Annotated in this window: 29 protein-coding genes; 3 read left to right on the forward strand and 26 right to left on the reverse strand. The window is 71.4% G+C overall.

What is annotated here, in order from left to right:
* Positions 1-27 precede the first annotated feature (27 nt).
* The 26 genes from ACFQ53_RS14495 to ACFQ53_RS14620 form a co-directional block, all read right to left on the reverse strand.
* Complete coding sequence (locus ACFQ53_RS14495; RefSeq protein WP_377860868.1) at positions 28-177, reverse strand: hypothetical protein; 150 nt, start codon at positions 175-177, stop codon at positions 28-30.
* Entirely contained in the window at positions 174-452 is a 279-nt protein-coding gene (locus tag ACFQ53_RS14500) for a hypothetical protein (protein ID WP_377860870.1), read from the reverse strand. The genes ACFQ53_RS14495 and ACFQ53_RS14500 overlap by 4 nt, the downstream gene beginning before the upstream one ends.
* A complete protein-coding gene (locus ACFQ53_RS14505; RefSeq protein WP_377860872.1) occupies positions 449-637 on the reverse strand; it encodes a hypothetical protein in 189 nt (62 codons plus the stop codon). The genes ACFQ53_RS14500 and ACFQ53_RS14505 overlap by 4 nt, the downstream gene beginning before the upstream one ends.
* Positions 634-912: a hypothetical protein gene (locus ACFQ53_RS14510; RefSeq protein WP_377860874.1), complete on the reverse strand. Its 279-nt coding sequence runs from the start codon at positions 910-912 to the stop codon at positions 634-636. Before ACFQ53_RS14510 ends, ACFQ53_RS14505 begins: the two co-directional genes overlap by 4 nt.
* Positions 912-1919, reverse strand: a complete 1008-nt coding sequence (locus ACFQ53_RS14515; RefSeq protein ID WP_377860876.1) for a hypothetical protein — start codon at positions 1917-1919, stop codon at positions 912-914. Before ACFQ53_RS14515 ends, ACFQ53_RS14510 begins: the two co-directional genes overlap by 1 nt.
* Complete coding sequence (locus ACFQ53_RS14520; protein ID WP_377860877.1) at positions 1916-2230, reverse strand: hypothetical protein; 315 nt, start codon at positions 2228-2230, stop codon at positions 1916-1918. Before ACFQ53_RS14520 ends, ACFQ53_RS14515 begins: the two co-directional genes overlap by 4 nt.
* A complete protein-coding gene (locus ACFQ53_RS14525) occupies positions 2227-2568 on the reverse strand; it encodes a hypothetical protein (RefSeq protein ID WP_377860878.1) in 342 nt (113 codons plus the stop codon). The genes ACFQ53_RS14520 and ACFQ53_RS14525 overlap by 4 nt, the downstream gene beginning before the upstream one ends.
* Positions 2565-2888, reverse strand: a complete 324-nt coding sequence (locus ACFQ53_RS14530; protein WP_377860879.1) for a hypothetical protein — start codon at positions 2886-2888, stop codon at positions 2565-2567. Before ACFQ53_RS14530 ends, ACFQ53_RS14525 begins: the two co-directional genes overlap by 4 nt.
* 3 nt (positions 2889-2891) lie before the next feature.
* The gene (locus tag ACFQ53_RS14535; RefSeq protein WP_377860880.1) at positions 2892-3254 is read right to left on the reverse strand and encodes a hypothetical protein; all 363 of its coding nucleotides are present in this window, start codon (positions 3252-3254) and stop codon (positions 2892-2894) included.
* A 91-nt stretch (positions 3255-3345) separates the two neighbouring features.
* On the reverse strand, positions 3346-3780 hold the full coding sequence (locus tag ACFQ53_RS14540) for a hypothetical protein (RefSeq protein WP_377860881.1): 435 nt from the start codon (positions 3778-3780) through the stop codon (positions 3346-3348).
* A gap of 19 nt (positions 3781-3799) precedes the next feature.
* On the reverse strand, positions 3800-3949 hold the full coding sequence (locus ACFQ53_RS14545; protein WP_377860882.1) for a hypothetical protein: 150 nt from the start codon (positions 3947-3949) through the stop codon (positions 3800-3802).
* Positions 3936-4070 (reverse strand): hypothetical protein, encoded by a 135-nt coding sequence (locus ACFQ53_RS14550; RefSeq protein WP_377860883.1) that lies wholly within the window; start codon positions 4068-4070, stop codon positions 3936-3938. Before ACFQ53_RS14550 ends, ACFQ53_RS14545 begins: the two co-directional genes overlap by 14 nt.
* A complete protein-coding gene (locus ACFQ53_RS14555; RefSeq protein WP_377860885.1) occupies positions 4067-4546 on the reverse strand; it encodes a hypothetical protein in 480 nt (159 codons plus the stop codon). Before ACFQ53_RS14555 ends, ACFQ53_RS14550 begins: the two co-directional genes overlap by 4 nt.
* Positions 4547-4565: 19 nt before the next feature.
* Positions 4566-4898, reverse strand: a complete 333-nt coding sequence (locus ACFQ53_RS14560; RefSeq protein WP_377860887.1) for a hypothetical protein — start codon at positions 4896-4898, stop codon at positions 4566-4568.
* A 101-nt stretch (positions 4899-4999) separates the two neighbouring features.
* Complete coding sequence (locus tag ACFQ53_RS14565; protein ID WP_249478655.1) at positions 5000-5188, reverse strand: hypothetical protein; 189 nt, start codon at positions 5186-5188, stop codon at positions 5000-5002.
* The gene (locus ACFQ53_RS14570; protein WP_377860889.1) at positions 5178-5735 is read right to left on the reverse strand and encodes a hypothetical protein; all 558 of its coding nucleotides are present in this window, start codon (positions 5733-5735) and stop codon (positions 5178-5180) included. The genes ACFQ53_RS14565 and ACFQ53_RS14570 overlap by 11 nt, the downstream gene beginning before the upstream one ends.
* On the reverse strand, positions 5732-6232 hold the full coding sequence (locus ACFQ53_RS14575; RefSeq protein ID WP_377860891.1) for a hypothetical protein: 501 nt from the start codon (positions 6230-6232) through the stop codon (positions 5732-5734). The genes ACFQ53_RS14570 and ACFQ53_RS14575 overlap by 4 nt, the downstream gene beginning before the upstream one ends.
* Positions 6229-7233 (reverse strand): hypothetical protein, encoded by a 1005-nt coding sequence (locus ACFQ53_RS14580; protein WP_377860892.1) that lies wholly within the window; start codon positions 7231-7233, stop codon positions 6229-6231. Before ACFQ53_RS14580 ends, ACFQ53_RS14575 begins: the two co-directional genes overlap by 4 nt.
* Positions 7230-7595 (reverse strand): hypothetical protein, encoded by a 366-nt coding sequence (locus tag ACFQ53_RS14585; protein ID WP_377860894.1) that lies wholly within the window; start codon positions 7593-7595, stop codon positions 7230-7232. Before ACFQ53_RS14585 ends, ACFQ53_RS14580 begins: the two co-directional genes overlap by 4 nt.
* Positions 7596-7693: 98 nt before the next feature.
* Positions 7694-8182, reverse strand: a complete 489-nt coding sequence (locus ACFQ53_RS14590; RefSeq protein ID WP_377860896.1) for a single-stranded DNA-binding protein — start codon at positions 8180-8182, stop codon at positions 7694-7696.
* The gene (locus ACFQ53_RS14595) at positions 8182-8427 is read right to left on the reverse strand and encodes a glutaredoxin domain-containing protein (protein ID WP_377860898.1); all 246 of its coding nucleotides are present in this window, start codon (positions 8425-8427) and stop codon (positions 8182-8184) included. Before ACFQ53_RS14595 ends, ACFQ53_RS14590 begins: the two co-directional genes overlap by 1 nt.
* Positions 8428-8785: 358 nt before the next feature.
* A complete protein-coding gene (locus ACFQ53_RS14600) occupies positions 8786-9013 on the reverse strand; it encodes a hypothetical protein (RefSeq protein ID WP_377860900.1) in 228 nt (75 codons plus the stop codon).
* Positions 9010-10008 (reverse strand): AAA family ATPase, encoded by a 999-nt coding sequence (locus ACFQ53_RS14605; protein WP_377860902.1) that lies wholly within the window; start codon positions 10006-10008, stop codon positions 9010-9012. Before ACFQ53_RS14605 ends, ACFQ53_RS14600 begins: the two co-directional genes overlap by 4 nt.
* The gene (locus tag ACFQ53_RS14610; RefSeq protein WP_377860904.1) at positions 10008-10547 is read right to left on the reverse strand and encodes a hypothetical protein; all 540 of its coding nucleotides are present in this window, start codon (positions 10545-10547) and stop codon (positions 10008-10010) included. Before ACFQ53_RS14610 ends, ACFQ53_RS14605 begins: the two co-directional genes overlap by 1 nt.
* Before the next feature lie 99 nt (positions 10548-10646).
* The gene (locus ACFQ53_RS14615) at positions 10647-10838 is read right to left on the reverse strand and encodes a helix-turn-helix domain-containing protein (protein WP_377860906.1); all 192 of its coding nucleotides are present in this window, start codon (positions 10836-10838) and stop codon (positions 10647-10649) included.
* 57 nt (positions 10839-10895) lie between these two features.
* On the reverse strand, positions 10896-11111 hold the full coding sequence (locus tag ACFQ53_RS14620) for a hypothetical protein (RefSeq protein WP_377860908.1): 216 nt from the start codon (positions 11109-11111) through the stop codon (positions 10896-10898).
* A 217-nt stretch (positions 11112-11328) separates the two neighbouring features.
* On the opposite strand from ACFQ53_RS14620, the gene ACFQ53_RS14625 reads away from it, so the two are divergent.
* Genes ACFQ53_RS14625 through ACFQ53_RS14635 form a run of 3 tightly spaced genes read left to right on the forward strand, consistent with a single transcriptional unit; the run spans position 11329 to position 13284 of the window.
* Positions 11329-11748: a helix-turn-helix domain-containing protein gene (locus ACFQ53_RS14625; RefSeq protein WP_377860910.1), complete on the forward strand. Its 420-nt coding sequence runs from the start codon at positions 11329-11331 to the stop codon at positions 11746-11748.
* A complete protein-coding gene (locus tag ACFQ53_RS14630) occupies positions 11720-12100 on the forward strand; it encodes an ImmA/IrrE family metallo-endopeptidase (protein WP_377860912.1) in 381 nt (126 codons plus the stop codon). Before ACFQ53_RS14625 ends, ACFQ53_RS14630 begins: the two co-directional genes overlap by 29 nt.
* On the forward strand, positions 12097-13284 hold the full coding sequence (locus ACFQ53_RS14635; RefSeq protein ID WP_377860914.1) for a tyrosine-type recombinase/integrase: 1188 nt from the start codon (positions 12097-12099) through the stop codon (positions 13282-13284). Before ACFQ53_RS14630 ends, ACFQ53_RS14635 begins: the two co-directional genes overlap by 4 nt.
* Positions 13285-13358: the final 74 nt, after the last annotated feature.

Below are 13358 nucleotides of genomic sequence, written 5' to 3' on the forward strand. Positions count from 1 at the left end.
GGTGTCCCGTGACATTGCGTCCCGCGATCAGGTGCCGAGGGTGAGGCAGATGCAGACGAGGGCGGACAGCATGGACAGTGCGGCCATGACGAGGGCGGTGCGGGATGCGCGGTGCGCGTCCTCGGCGTGGCGTCTGGCGTCGGCGGCGGCGCGTCGGGTCGCGGGGTCCGGGGTCATCGCTGGGCCTCCCTCGCGGCGGTCAGGGCGGCACGGGCGGCCTCGGTACACGCCTTGCACGGGTGATCCTCGGTCGGCTCGTACCCGTCATCCTGTAGGCGGCAGATCGCCCATGCGGCGGCCCGCACCTCCTCGTCGGTCACGGGCTGGGACACGGCCCACTCGGCGCCGACGATGAAAGCGATGCGGGCGATGGGCTTGTTCTCGTCCTGAGAGCACGCGGACTCGGCGTAGGCGTCTGCGGCTTCGCCTCGGGCGCGGTCGGTGATGCTCATCGGTCGTTCTCCTTCGGTTGGTGGACGGTGACGGTCATCCCCGCGCCCCACTGGATGGTGTCGGGGAGGCCGGTCACGGTGAGGGTGTAGGTGCCGGGTGAGCGCCGGGTGATCGGGTTCCCGTCGTCGTCCTCGTCCGGGTAGCCGAACGTGACGGCTGCGAGCTTGCCGGTGTGGTCGCTCACCGCTCCTCACCGTCCTCGGGTGCGAGCCCCACAACGGCCAGGGCGTGGAGCTCCTGAGCCTGGTGGACGGCGATAGCGAGCTGGCGTCCACCGATCCGTGCGTCATCGAGGGGCGCGTTCAGGTCGGCCAGCTCGGCCCCGCACAGGCAGACAACGCCGAACGGCAGGTGCTCTGCGACCTGGTGTAGGGCAAGCGTGCGGATCTGCTCGGCGGTACGAAGGGGCTTCTGGGCCTTCTCGCGGTCGTCGATCTCCTCATCGAAGCTGCGGAACATCACTCCTCACCGTCCTCGGGTGCGCGGACGCCGAGTGCGTCCAGGTGCTCGGCCACGCCCTCGGCCCCGCCCTCACGGATCCAGCCCGCGTTCTCCAGTTCGAGAGCGAGCCGCTTCGTGTACGAGACGACCGGGGCGGGTGGGTCCAGGAGGCGACGCTCGCCCCAGTTGCCACGGGCGGGCAGGCCCTCGGCGTTCCCTCCATCGGGACTCGCGAGGAGCGTGTCGCCCTCATAGCGCGTGATGTACGCGGCCCCGGCGGGGACGATCCCGTCGGCGGGCACGTACGCGGCAGACCAGGCGGCGTCCAGATGCTCGCGGGCGGTCATGGACTCCAGCGCGGCCATCTCATTGGAGGTCACGTTCCAGCCATCGCGCATTGCGTCCCGCTCCTGCTCGGCCTTCACCGCGCGGGCGCGCTGCTCTGCGAGCGCCTTGCAAGTGGCCTCGTAGGCGTGGGCGGTGGGGTACGGCTGGCGGTCGTGAGCGATCGCCTCGTCCCGCTCCACCTTGGCCTTGGCCTCGAACCGCTCACACTCCTTGCGTGACTTCCACAGGTACCGCGCGGTCTCCTTCCACAGGGCCGCGAACGCCTCGGCCTGCTCGCGTTCCCGCTCGGCCTTCCACCACATCGCGTGGTAGTCCACCGAGGGGTCGCCCTCGTCGGTCGTCGGGGCGGCAGACAGAGAGGCGTTCACAGCGACCCGGACCAGGTTGTCGAGGCCCTGAGAGGACAGGCGAGAGAGCGACTCAGGGAACATCGTGCGGAGTGCCCGCACCCCACGCGCCGCACCCTCGTCGGTCACGACGCGCGGGGGCCGGGTCTCGTCCAGCGGGGACCAGCCGTCAGCGGCCATGTCCGTGTTGGTGCCCATCCAGGTGCCTATGGGATCACCGGGCGGGGTGCTGGACGTCGACGCCCACAGGGTGGGGGCCGCGCGGTGCGCGATCCTCCCGTCCGGGTGCGTGGCAAAGCGGCTGTTGCGGAAGTCTTCTGCGGTGCTCATCGTGTGCTCTCCTCGTCGGTGCCATAGCGGGCGTCGTACTCGGCATCGGTCAGGTCATAGGCGTTGAGGACGCGGGCGATGCCATACCGCTCCTCCCAGGACCAGCCGCCCTCCGGCGGGTTCTCCACGTCGTGGAACACGCACAGGGCCTCGTCCAGGTGCGCGATGTACGCATCGCGAATGGTGGAGATGATCGGTCGCATGGCCTCGATCGTCTTGAGGTAGGCCTCGCGAACGGCGGCGCAGACGTGCTTCACAGCCTCGATCTGCTCCGGGGTGACGTCTTCGGGTGTTCTCGGTGTGCGGCTCATCGGTCCATCTCCGTCCTGCACTCGTCCCGGGCGTCCGGGTAGCCGAGTGCTCCGATCTGCTCGTCAATGTCAGCGATCTGGTGCGTGGCATGGTCGATGCCATCCGCGTCCAGGTCCTCGTACGCGTCGATGCCGTCCGCGATGGCCTGGTTCCGGTCGTCCACCAGGTCCATGACCTGATCTGCCCTGTCCAGGGCCTCCAGGCAGGAGGACGGGTCGGGGGTGAGGTAGGTGGCGGTGCCGTAACCGGTGCCCGTGCCCATGAGGAACACGAGGATCGCGGCGGCGAGAGCGGCCCCGGTCACCAGGGCCCGCTTGAGGTCGGGGTGCATGGTCACTTCTCCCCCGCCTCGTAGTGGTTGTGGACGACACCCGGCGCGTCCGGGGCGACGGGCACCTGGTGCTCCCAGGACTCATCCACGCCCGGGAGGTCCCGCCACGGTTCCGTGACGAAGCGGGCGATGCGGAGGGTGTCGTCCACGGACGGAGTGCCCGGGGTGGTCTTGCCGGTGAAGGCACCAGCGATGCCAGCCTGGCGGGGCTCCGCGGGAGCGATGAAGCGCGCGGCGACCACGATCTGGAGGCGCTCCGCGGGGGTGTAGGTGCCGTCCTCGCGGAACGGGATGGCGGACAGGTCGGGGGTGGGGTTCGAGGTCATGGGTCAGCGCTCCAGGGTGTTGCCGTTGACGTCGCGCTCACGGCGCGGGATGGACATGGCGAGGCCCGTGGCGCCCATGACGCCGGCGGGCACGGTGACGATCAGGAGCAGCCACCACCAGCCGCCGTTGGACACGGGCGGGATGAGCGCCGCCAGGGCGATGACGACGAGGATGCTGGCGGTCACGATGCCGAGGGGGTCCCTCGTGAGCTCGGGGTGGCGGGACAGGGTGACGTGGGTGTGGTTGTTCTTCATGGGGCGGGCCTTCCTGTGGGTGAGGTAGTGGTGGGTCTCGGTGGTGGCGACGATCGCGATGGCCAGGACCGCCCCGACGATCGGGGTGATGGCAGCGGCGAGGGTCAACATGAGCGGGTGAGGCGGGAGCGGGCGCGGGCCGTCAGGACGGCGGTCCGGATGATGACGAGCGCGGCGGCGTAGCGCGCCCACGAGAGGGGGTTCATGCGGCGGTCCGGAGCCGGTTCGCGATGGCCTGGGCGATCTGCCGGGCCACCCGGGGGTCCAGGTCGGCCTGGGCCTCGATCAGGAGGCTGGTGGCCTCCTCCACCGGGTCCGGGGTCGGGGCCGCGGCGACGGCGGCCTGGAGGGCATAGGCGAGGGCCTCACGGTGGGAGTCCTCGTCCAGGTCGGTGTGGCCGTAGGCGCGGGCGGCGGCGTCCAGCATCGGGCCGGTCGGATCCTGGGGGACGTGGTGGACGATCAGGGCGTCCCGCTCGGCCAGGTACCGGTCGGAGTGGCGGACCGTGGTCCCGTCGGGGCGGGTGATGAGCCAGGGGGTGCGGTGGCGGGGCTGCCGGACGGCGGGCATTCCGTCGTGGACGGCGAAGTGGGCGGTCGCGTAGTCGGCGCTGGTGCGGCCGGTGAAGGTGGGCATGGCGGGTGTCTCCTCGGGGTCAGTCGTCGGTCGGGTCGTGCGCGGACGGGAGGAACGCCTCGTCCCCGCACCACCGGCAGGTGAGGCGGCGGCAGGAGCACGGCTCCGGGTCATCGGGCGGGGTGAGGACCTCGGGGTCCTGGTACGTGGTCAGGTCAGGGATGGCCATCGGTCTCGGGCTCCTCGTCGTTGAGCTCGTCCAGGAGGTCGAGCTGGCCGGGCAATGCGGTGGGCTGGTTGTAGGGCTGGAGGTGGTCCAGGGCGTCCGTGAACGCGGGATGGACGTTCATGCCGCGGCCCGCTGGGCGCGCTGGGCGCTCGCGGCGCGGCGTTCCAGGCGCTGGAGGTGCATCTGGCAGAGGCCGCGGGCGCGGTGGATGCGGTGGCATCCCACAGCCGCGCACTCCCGGTAGGGCTTCTCCGGCGGGATGGGGATGGAGGCGACCTCGGCGGCGAGGTCGCGGCCGACGCGCTGGGCGCTGGGGCGGTGGAGGCCGACGAGCGTGGGGTACGCGCGGCCCGTGTACAGGGCGATCTGGCGGAGCGTGACGCCTCGCTGGGCGAGGAGCTCGAGCCGGTCGAGGGTGGGGCCGATCGGGATGGTGCGGGATGCGGTGCGGCGTTCGCGGGCGTCGCGGACGGCGGCCTGGCGGCAGGGCACGCACCCGCACCGGTGGAGCGTGTACGTGTGGACGGTGCCGTGGTGGCGCTGGAACGTGGTGCAGTCGCAGTCCACGGTGCGGGTGCGGGTGCGGTGGGCGGGCATCGGGTTCTCCTTCCCAGGGTCAGGCGCCGGCGAGCTCGTCGGTGAGCCGGGCGATCGCGTGGCCGAGGCCCTGCTCCCCGTTCGCGACGCGGGTCTGGAGGTGGCGGAGGTCGTGGGCGGTGGTCGCGAGGCGGGCCACGGTGTCCGCGTCGTCGGAGGTGTTGCGGAACGCGGAGGTGACGCGGGGGCCGTCCGCGGTGTTCGCCAGGTCCTCGATGCGGCTGGCGAGGTTCCAGAGCCCGTCAAGGCGGGCCAGGGCTCGGAGGTCGGCGGGGTCGAACGTTGAGGCGGTGGCGCGTGCGGCCTTGCGGATCGCTCGGGCGCGGGCGGCGTAGACGGTGACGGTGTTCATGGCGGCGGGCTCCTCGTTGTGTGTGTGGGCGCATCTTCTTCATGCGTCTACGCATACTCTAGGGCAGTCCATGCGCTCGCGCAAGTCTGCATGCGTGGACGCTAGAGCCCGTACGGCGAGGAGACCCCCAGCACCCGCGCCAGCTCCAGCACCTCCCCCAGCGACACCCGGCGCCGACGGGCCGTCCCGTACGCGCACAGCCGCCCGTCACGGACCCACTGGCCGATCGTCCACGCCGACCGGCCCACCGCCTCCCCCGCCGTCGCGGTGTCCACGAGGTCACGAGGCATGACGCACCGCCTCGACCGTCGAGCGCTCACCGCACCGGGTGCACTCCAGTGCCCCGCCCACAGAGCGGAGGAACTGCCTGCGCTCGCAGGCGGGGCAGATCGCGCGCACGCCCGGCGTGCCCTTCGGAATGTCCGTGATCGCGACCGCGCGGTGCACGAGCGCCTCCAGGTCCCCGAGGAGGACCGGCGCCCGGTACGAGCGGCGGAGGGCGTCCTGGGTGTCCAGGAGTGCGCGGGCAGTCCCGTCGATCGTCACGGGCAGCCGGGAGGCGCCGAGGCCCCGGAGGGCGTCGCCCAGCGCCGTATAGAGCTCGCCGCGGACCTCCACGGCGGCAGGGTTGATCGGCAGACCCGGGGCGGTGGTCCCGCGGACCTGCTCCCCGTACCGGCCGCGCTTCCCGATCGCGGACTCCAGGTCCGCCTCCAGTCCGTCGCACCGGCCGAGGAGGTCCACGAGCTTCTCCCAGCACCCGGGGGCCTGGATGCCCTTGCAGAGCGCCCCGTTCATCGTCGGGGCACCGCAGTACCCGCACCTGGGGGCGCTCATGCCGTCCTCCCCATCTGGTCGCGGCCGGTGGACATGCCGCGCGACTGGTGCTCCTCGATGACGAGGGGCCGGCGGGAGGCGGGCAGTTCCCGCCGTTCCACCTTCACGTCATGCGCGGCGGCGATCTGGTGGTCCGCCAGGGCCATCGCCTGCTCCGGCGTGCACCCGTCCCCGATCGCGTGCTTCGCGGACCGGAGCCACTCCGGCCAGCCACCCGGCGGGAGCCCATCCGGCGGGGTCAGGGCGTTGTCGCCAGCGGCGGCGATCCGCTCCTTGCGGAGGGCACGCACCGCCCCGATCAGCTTGGCCGGGGTCGCGTCGAGCTTCTCGCACTGCACGAGGAGCCGGTACGCCGCCTCCGTCGCGTCCACGAGGCGAATGCCCTCACGGTTCAGCACGAGCTGCCACACCGCGGCCTGCTCGTCGGTGACCTGGAGCCACTTGTCTCCGGCCGTGAGGATCGTCATCACCTGGGCGGCCTCGTATGTCTCGATCATGCTGTCCTCCTCGTGAGGGCTGGGGGTGTGGGGTTCTGTGACTGGAGGGACTGGGCCTTGAGGCGGGCCACGGTGTCCAGGCCCTGCCGGAGTGCGTCGGGGCGGCCTCCGCTGGGCTGGCCTCCGTTCCGGGCGGGAAGTGGCCCGTTCTCCCACCGGTCCTGGTTCAGCCACGTTGCGGCGGCCGGCATGTACTGGGGATCGGGGAGGTTCGGATCGGCGGCGTAGGCCCCGACGGCCGCCTGGAGGTGCTCCGGGGTGACGCGGGCCCGCTGGCGGGTGTTGCCCTTCGTGGCCTTCTCCCAGGCGGTGAACGCGGTCCGCTTCGTGTCGCCGGGCTTCGGCCAGACCTTCCACCACGCCTCGAACGCATCCGGGTACACAGCGCCCCGCCGGGGCGCGGCCGCCGGAGGCGGGGACTGGAGCAGCTCGCCCTGGGCGCCGGTGGGGACTACAGGGGTAGTAGTTGGGGTCGGGTCGGGACGGGACGGGCCGGGAGAGGCGTACGCGTCCGTTACACCATGCGCACGTACGGCGTTACCGTTTCCGCTGGTCCCGCTCACTTCCGAACCGTTTTCGGGCTGGACCGTACGGTCGGACGAACCGTCCGATCGGACCGGACCTCCGTCCGAGGTACCGGATTCCTGTCCGTTCGCAGACTCGCGGGACTTCCGCTGCCGCCACTTCCGGACACGCTCGGCCTCGGCCGCGCGCTTCTCGTCCTTCGCGGCCTTCGTGGGCTGGAACTCGTCCCAGTCGTGGAACTGGATCCCGTCGTCGGCCGGGTCCCACAGCCCGACGGCCACGAGCGCCTCCACGAGCACGTCCGTGCCGCCGAGGTCCTCCACGATGTACTCGGGCACCGCACCGTCGGTCTCGAACGCCGCGGACCACGCGCCGGCGTGGACCCACAGCCCGGAGGCGGCGAGCCGGAGCGCGCGCGGGATGCGCTTGAACTTCGGGTGCGCGTGGATCTTGTCGTCCACCTTGAACCAGCTCATGCCGGCCTCGTACCGACGAGCAGGGCCACGAGGTCCCGGACGGTCATGGTCACGTACTGGTCGGCCGGGTCCGCCGTGCCGCGGCGCTTGTGGACCACTAGTCCGGCCACGGCGTCATCGTTGCCGCGCTCGGTGTCGGCCTCACGGGTCCAGCCCGCGAGGTCAGTGCGGGACACGTCCTTGCACTCGATGACGACGCGGCCGCCGAGGACAGCGCGCACGCCGCCCACGTCTCCGCGGTCCTTCGCCCCCGTCTTGACGCGCCGGTCGATCCGGTCGTCCACGGTCGCGGCGAGATAGTCCGCCACGGACCTCTCGAACCGCGTCCCTGCGGCGCGTGCGCTCGCGCGTGAGCGTCCCATGGGGTCCTCCTCTGCTCTCGGTGTGTGGGTTCTTGTCGTGCCCCGGTGCGGGTCCGGGCCGTGAGCCGTCCTAGGTCGGCATCACCGGGGCGGGGTCGTCAGAAAGGCGGAGCGTCGTAGCCGGGCTGGCCGCCGTAGCCGGCGCCCTGGGGTGCCTGCTGGCCCTGCGGGGAGCCGTAGCCGCCCTGGCCGGAAAACCCGCCCTGCTGGCTGCCCTGCTGCCCCTGGAAGCCGCCCTGCTGCTTCGGCGGCCAGACGTGGATCGCGGACGCCGTGACCTTCGCCGTCAGCTGCACGGCGCCGTTCTGGTCCGTGTACGAGTCCAGGCCGGTGACGGTGCCGAGGATCGACACCTGCGAGCCCTTGAGGGGGTTCTGGGTCGCCAGGGCGTCGTGGACCTCGTTCCAGGCCGCGACGTCGTACGCCGTGGAGGAGAGCTGCTCCCACTGCTGGGTCTGCTCGTTGTACTTGGACCGTCCGGCGCGGACGGTGAGGTTCCCGACTCGCTGGCCGTTCTGGGTCTGGTTCCAGCGGGGGTCAGCGACGATCCCGCCGTCGATGACGATCTGTGCGTCTCCACGTGCCATTACTTGTTCTCCTTGAGGGTGTCGATGAGCTCGGGGCGGTAGCCGGACCAGTCCTGCCCGGCGCTGGTGACGACGACCGGGAGGCGCTGATGGCCGAGGCCGACCACGAAGTCGTAGGCGTCCTGGTCCTCGGTGACGTCCACGGCCGTGTACTCGGTGCCGTTCTTGTCCATGCGGCGCTTCGTCGCCCAGCACTGCTGGCATGCAGGCTTGGAGTAGACGGCCACCGCGGTCTGCTGGGTCATGCGGATTCCTTCCGTGTTGCGGGGTGAGCGGTGACGCTCGTGGTGCCGTCGGGCAGGAGGTAGACCTCCCCGCGCGGCGTAATGATCGGGGTCTCCTCGCAGGTGGCGATCCCGAGGCGGCGGACCATGAAGCCCGTCCGGTAGGACTCGGTGGGGTGGGCGTGAACCCAGCCGTGGCACCCGGTGGTGCCCGACCCACAGAGCAGAACGAGCGCGGCGGGCCGGTGCGGATCCGCCCCTCCCCTGCCCTGCCGGTGATGGATCGACCCCTGGGCCGTGTAGACCCCGCACCGCTGGCACTGGTCCCTGTCCCTCCAGCGGACGAGCTCCGCCACGTCCCGCGGGACCCGGGGCCGGGTCATGCCGCCACGCCCTGGAGGTAGTGCTCCGCGTACTGCGGGGACAGGGGGTCGAACGCGCCGAGCCGGTGAGCGAGGGCCCGGAGGCCGTACCGGTTCGCCATGGTCCGGGCGGTCTCCACGGTCCAGCCGACGCGGGCGCACGCCGTGGGCGGCCAGACCCCGCCGTCCAGGAGCCACTCCAGCTCCTCGATCCGCGCGGCGATCCGCGGTGTCGGGGTCCTCATGCCTGGCCCCCCACCACGTCGCCCTCCAGGACCTGGCGGGGCTGCTCCGCGTCGAGGTCCGCGCCGCGCTGCTGGAACGCCGCGTAGATCCCGGCGTGCCGGTTCACGCCCAGCTCCTTCGCCTGCTCGAACAGGCGGGACAGGGCGGCGCGGTCCTGGGCGGCGTGGATCTTGTCCAGCCACTGCTGCTCAGCGGAGCGGGCCTCGGTGGCCTCCGGCGTCTCCGTCGGCTGCCCCGCGTGGGAGCGCTCCGGGGTCGCATCCGCGCCGACACCCATCGCCTCCCACAGGTTCGCCACGGTGAAGTGCTGGAGCTTCGTGGGCCGCTCCATCTGGAGCTTCGTGGAGCGGACGCCGGAAAGGATCGCCACGCCCCGCTCGGGGAGCTTCACGACCGCGCCCACGTCATAGGGGAGGTTCTTCTCGGCCTCCACCTTGTCGCGGGTCTCCTTCGTCGGCTTGCCCTCGGCGTCCATGACGGTCACGACGGACAGGCGGGCGGTCAGGATGACCGGGCCGGGGAACGAGCGCAGGGCGTCCAGGACGTCACCCCACCGGCCCTTGGCGCGGTTCCAGAGGTCCATGCCGATCTGCACGTCGTCCTCCGGGGCGTTGCGCCCGTACTTGCGGGCCTTCGCGGCGGCGCGCTCGTTGGCCTCGGCCTGCGCCATGTCGGACAGCTGGGACCAGAGCCGGCCCATGGAGTCCACGATCAGGAGGTCGGGGCGGCCGTCCTCCTGCGGGAGAGCGGCGACCTCGCGCACGGTGTCCAGCACGGCCTTGTAGGTGCCGTCGTGCTCCACGATCTGGAAGTCGGCGCCGGGGATCTGGGCGTACTCGTCGGGGTCGTCCTCACCGATGCTCAGCCAGTAGGCGTTGCGGATGAGGTCGGATCCGGTGGCCTCGGCGGCCGCCCAGGACTTCCCGGCCTTCTCGGCCCCGGCGAGGAGGAGCATGGGCCACGGTGCGCGGCCGGTGGGCTTCCTGGTCTGCATCACCGATCACCTGCCTCGGCGACGTCCTCGATGAGCCCGGCCACGCCGAGCTCGGTGATGAAGTCGTCCATCACGGCCTTGCCGTCCACGCTCTTGGTGGCGGCCCAGCGGACGGACTGGTACTCGGAGCCGTGGCCCTCCTCGACGCCGGGGATGGCCTCGCCGTCGCTGGTGACGGGGGTGCCGTCCACGTAGTCCTCCACGATGGAGGCCAGGGAGCGCTTGCCCTGCTCGGTGAGGCGGGGGCGGGTCTCCACCATGTCGGGGCGGTTCTGCTGCGCCCAGGCCAGGAGGGCGTCCTCGTCCGTGATCACGGGCTTGGACTTGCCGCCGCCGAGGCTGATGGTGGCGACCTTCTGGCCGTCCACGTCCACGGCCCACTGGCGGCCGCCGGTCTGCTCGGCGTCGGCCTGGAGGGCGGCGAGGTGCTGGTCCTTGATGTAGGCCATGCCGTCCTTCACGACGTCGGCCACGCGCTTGAGGGCGGCGTACTGGAAGTTGAGGGTGCGGAGGTTCGGGCGGTTGTCGGTGGTGGTCATGACCGGGTGTCCTTCCGGTAGTAGGTGAGGACCTCGCGCCAGGCGGCGCCGAGGAGGAGCAGGAGGGCGATGGCACAGGCGGCGTCGTAGCCGTTAAGGTCAGGCACTGGTGGCCACCTCGCTCTGGTCCAGCCACTCCTGGAGGGCGTCGGCGCGGTAGCGGACGACGCGGCCGCGCTTGATGAACGGGGGGCCGGTGCGCTTGTAGCGCCAGCCCTCCAGCGTCTTGGGCTTCACGCCGAGGTAGGCGGCGACCTCGGCGGGGGTCATGAGTGCTGTCACGGCGGGCATGTAGACTCCTTGGTGTGTGTGGGGCGCCCTCGGCCATTGGCCGGGGGCGTTCTGCTGTCACTGCTTGACGAGCAGGTCGTCCATGGATCGACCGGGAAATGCGGTCTTGAGGCCGAGGTAGAACCGCTCTCCCGGGGCCTGTGAGCCGCTCAGAACGCGGTAGACGGTGGCCGAGTTGACCCCCATGCGCTTGGCGAGCGCGTTTCGGGAGCGGATCCCCTCCGCGGCCATGTAGTCGTTGAGGACCGAGCGGTTGATGCGAAGTCGAGGCATGACACCTCCTCTCGTGGATGCTGGTGCGCATCGGGCTATGCGTCACCGCATACGCTACAGCCTCCGATGCGATCGCGCAAGCGATAGGTGCGTGCGCGCATACCTAGAGGTAGAGGCCTGGTCCTCGGCCGAAACGTGCCCCGCCCTGGCGGTTCACCCCGGCCCGCCGCCCGTTTGGGGGACGTCAAATGTATGAGTGCGCGCATACGATCCACGCATGGACTCATTCACTGACTACCTGGCCGAAATCACCGGCGGCGCCTCCCAGGCAGCCATCGCCCGCGTCGCAGACCTCGACCAGTCCAACGTCTCCCGATGGCGCAAGGGCGCGAAGCCCTCCCCGGAGGCCGTGATCCGCATTGCCCACCACTACGGCCGGCCTGTCCCAGAGGCGCTATATCGTGCCGGTCTCGTGTCAGAGGAGACCGCGAAGCGGCTCCGCGTCACCGATGCCCCGGGGCTCTCCAGCTACCCGTACCCGGCCCTCCTCCGCGAGCTCGGGCGCCGCCTGGCGCACGCAGAGCACACCCCACACACAATCCAGTCCCCCGCGGACTACGGAGAGGAGCCCTCCCCCGATGACTACGACCTCGCTGCCGGGACCGCCGATGGTCCGATTGATCGACCTCGCCCATGACCACGGCATCCGCATCTGGTGGCGGCCCATGGACGGCCGAGATGGCCAATGGTCCTTGCGCCACCGGTCGATCTGGCTGGACCCCCGCATGACCGCCGTGCAGTCTCGCTCCGTGCTCGCTCACGAGCTCGGCCACGCGACCTACGGAGACGACGGCCCCCAGCCGCCGCACATTGAGGAGCGCGCCTGGCGGTTCGCCGCCCGCCTCCTCGTCCCGGGCATGGCCTACGAGCAGGCCGAGACGATCGTGGGATGCCATCCCGGCGCACTCGCGGACGAGCTCGGCGTCACCCGCCCCGTCGTCCTCGCCTACCGGGAGGTCCTCGAGCATCGGGAGTTGATGTGCGCATGAGGGACACCGCGAACCCGAAGGTCAAGCAGTACACGGACGCGCGGACGGGGAAGCCGCGCTATCTGGTCCGGTACCGGAAGCCCGACGGCCGGCAGTCGATGAAGCGCGGGTTTCCCACGAAGCGGGACGCGGAGGCGTGGCTCACGGACGCCGAGGGCGCGAAGCGGCGCGGGGAGTTCGTGGAGGTGTCCGCCGGCCGGATCCACCTGGCCGAGCTCGCGGAACCGTGGCTGCGGGCGAAGCGCACCCGCGTGAAGCCGTCCACGTTCGATGGGATCGAGGGGGCATGGCGGATCCACGTCCACCCGCGGTTCGGCCGCACCTCGGTCGCGCGGATCCTGCCCTCCGAGGTGGAGGCGTGGATCGCGGACCTGGTGGATGCGGGGAAGTCCCCGACGGTCGTGCGGCGCGCGCACGCCGTGCTCGCGCAGATGCTCGACACCGCCGTGCGGGATCGCCGGATCGCGGTGAACCCGGCGCGCGGGATCACGCTGCCCCGCGCGGGCTCGTCCGCGCACCGGTACCTGTCGCACCTGGAGGTCCGCGCCGTCGCAGAGCGCGCCGGGGAGCACCGCACGCTCGTCTACCTCCTCGCGTACGGCGGGCTGCGGTGGGGTGAGGCCGTCGCGCTGCGCGTCGGGGACGTGGAGGGCGCGCGGGTGCGCGTGGACCGAGCCGTGGTGCCCACGAAGAGCGGGTGGTCCGTCGGCACACCGAAGACGCACGAGCGGCGCACCCTGTACCTGCCCGCGTTCGTCGCCCGGATGGTCGCGGACGAGGTAGAGGACCGGGCGCCGGGGGCGCTCGTGTTCCCGGCCCAGCGTGGCGACTACCTGCGCTCACCGGCGAAGGTGAAGCGGGGCCGCCGACTCTGGTGGCAGGCCGCCCTGGAGGACGCCGAGGTGGATTACCTCCGGATCCACGATCTGCGGCACACTGCGGCGTCCCTCGCGGTCCAGTCCGGGGCGCACGTGAAGGCGGTGCAGCGGATGCTGGGGCATCGCTCGGCGGCGATGACGTTGGACGTGTACAGCGACCTCTGGGACTCGGACCTGGACGCCGTGGCGGGGTCGCTCGACACCGCGCGCGACGCGGCGCTGGCCGCTCACGGATTGAACACAGGCGACGGCGAGGACGCCGGGGCCTCGGAGGGTTCAGGAGTGGTCGTGCCCCTGCACGGGTGACCGAATCCGGCCGTGACCTGCGGTGTCGGGACAGTTTTCAAGACCACCACATTCGGCCGCTCTGTCATCCCTCC

It is taken from the genome of Brachybacterium sp. NPDC056505 (assembly GCF_042794925.1).
GTDB classification, from domain to species: domain Bacteria; phylum Actinomycetota; class Actinomycetes; order Actinomycetales; family Dermabacteraceae; genus Brachybacterium; species Brachybacterium kimchii.

Coding starts and splice junctions, on each gene's coding strand:
- ACFQ53_RS14495 (WP_377860868.1), bottom strand. CDS start 177: ATGACCCCGGACCCCGCGACCCGACGCGCCGCCGCCGACGCCAGACGC.
- ACFQ53_RS14500 (WP_377860870.1), bottom strand. CDS start 452: ATGAGCATCACCGACCGCGCCCGAGGCGAAGCCGCAGACGCCTACGCC.
- ACFQ53_RS14510 (WP_377860874.1), bottom strand. CDS start 912: ATGTTCCGCAGCTTCGATGAGGAGATCGACGACCGCGAGAAGGCCCAG.
- ACFQ53_RS14515 (WP_377860876.1), bottom strand. CDS start 1,919: ATGAGCACCGCAGAAGACTTCCGCAACAGCCGCTTTGCCACGCACCCG.
- ACFQ53_RS14520 (WP_377860877.1), bottom strand. CDS start 2,230: ATGAGCCGCACACCGAGAACACCCGAAGACGTCACCCCGGAGCAGATC.
- ACFQ53_RS14530 (WP_377860879.1), bottom strand. CDS start 2,888: ATGACCTCGAACCCCACCCCCGACCTGTCCGCCATCCCGTTCCGCGAG.
- ACFQ53_RS14535 (WP_377860880.1), bottom strand. CDS start 3,254: ATGTTGACCCTCGCCGCTGCCATCACCCCGATCGTCGGGGCGGTCCTG.
- ACFQ53_RS14540 (WP_377860881.1), bottom strand. CDS start 3,780: ATGCCCACCTTCACCGGCCGCACCAGCGCCGACTACGCGACCGCCCAC.
- ACFQ53_RS14545 (WP_377860882.1), bottom strand. CDS start 3,949: ATGGCCATCCCTGACCTGACCACGTACCAGGACCCCGAGGTCCTCACC.
- ACFQ53_RS14550 (WP_377860883.1), bottom strand. CDS start 4,070: ATGAACGTCCATCCCGCGTTCACGGACGCCCTGGACCACCTCCAGCCC.
- ACFQ53_RS14555 (WP_377860885.1), bottom strand. CDS start 4,546: ATGCCCGCCCACCGCACCCGCACCCGCACCGTGGACTGCGACTGCACC.
- ACFQ53_RS14560 (WP_377860887.1), bottom strand. CDS start 4,898: ATGAACACCGTCACCGTCTACGCCGCCCGCGCCCGAGCGATCCGCAAG.
- ACFQ53_RS14565 (WP_249478655.1), bottom strand. CDS start 5,188: ATGCCTCGTGACCTCGTGGACACCGCGACGGCGGGGGAGGCGGTGGGC.
- ACFQ53_RS14570 (WP_377860889.1), bottom strand. CDS start 5,735: ATGAGCGCCCCCAGGTGCGGGTACTGCGGTGCCCCGACGATGAACGGG.
- ACFQ53_RS14575 (WP_377860891.1), bottom strand. CDS start 6,232: ATGATCGAGACATACGAGGCCGCCCAGGTGATGACGATCCTCACGGCC.
- ACFQ53_RS14580 (WP_377860892.1), bottom strand. CDS start 7,233: ATGAGCTGGTTCAAGGTGGACGACAAGATCCACGCGCACCCGAAGTTC.
- ACFQ53_RS14585 (WP_377860894.1), bottom strand. CDS start 7,595: ATGGGACGCTCACGCGCGAGCGCACGCGCCGCAGGGACGCGGTTCGAG.
- ACFQ53_RS14590 (WP_377860896.1), bottom strand. CDS start 8,182: ATGGCACGTGGAGACGCACAGATCGTCATCGACGGCGGGATCGTCGCT.
- ACFQ53_RS14595 (WP_377860898.1), bottom strand. CDS start 8,427: ATGACCCAGCAGACCGCGGTGGCCGTCTACTCCAAGCCTGCATGCCAG.
- ACFQ53_RS14600 (WP_377860900.1), bottom strand. CDS start 9,013: ATGAGGACCCCGACACCGCGGATCGCCGCGCGGATCGAGGAGCTGGAG.
- ACFQ53_RS14605 (WP_377860902.1), bottom strand. CDS start 10,008: ATGCAGACCAGGAAGCCCACCGGCCGCGCACCGTGGCCCATGCTCCTC.
- ACFQ53_RS14610 (WP_377860904.1), bottom strand. CDS start 10,547: ATGACCACCACCGACAACCGCCCGAACCTCCGCACCCTCAACTTCCAG.
- ACFQ53_RS14615 (WP_377860906.1), bottom strand. CDS start 10,838: ATGCCCGCCGTGACAGCACTCATGACCCCCGCCGAGGTCGCCGCCTAC.
- ACFQ53_RS14620 (WP_377860908.1), bottom strand. CDS start 11,111: ATGCCTCGACTTCGCATCAACCGCTCGGTCCTCAACGACTACATGGCC.
- ACFQ53_RS14625 (WP_377860910.1), top strand. CDS start 11,329: ATGGACTCATTCACTGACTACCTGGCCGAAATCACCGGCGGCGCCTCC.
- ACFQ53_RS14630 (WP_377860912.1), top strand. CDS start 11,720: ATGGTCCGATTGATCGACCTCGCCCATGACCACGGCATCCGCATCTGG.
- ACFQ53_RS14635 (WP_377860914.1), top strand. CDS start 12,097: ATGAGGGACACCGCGAACCCGAAGGTCAAGCAGTACACGGACGCGCGG.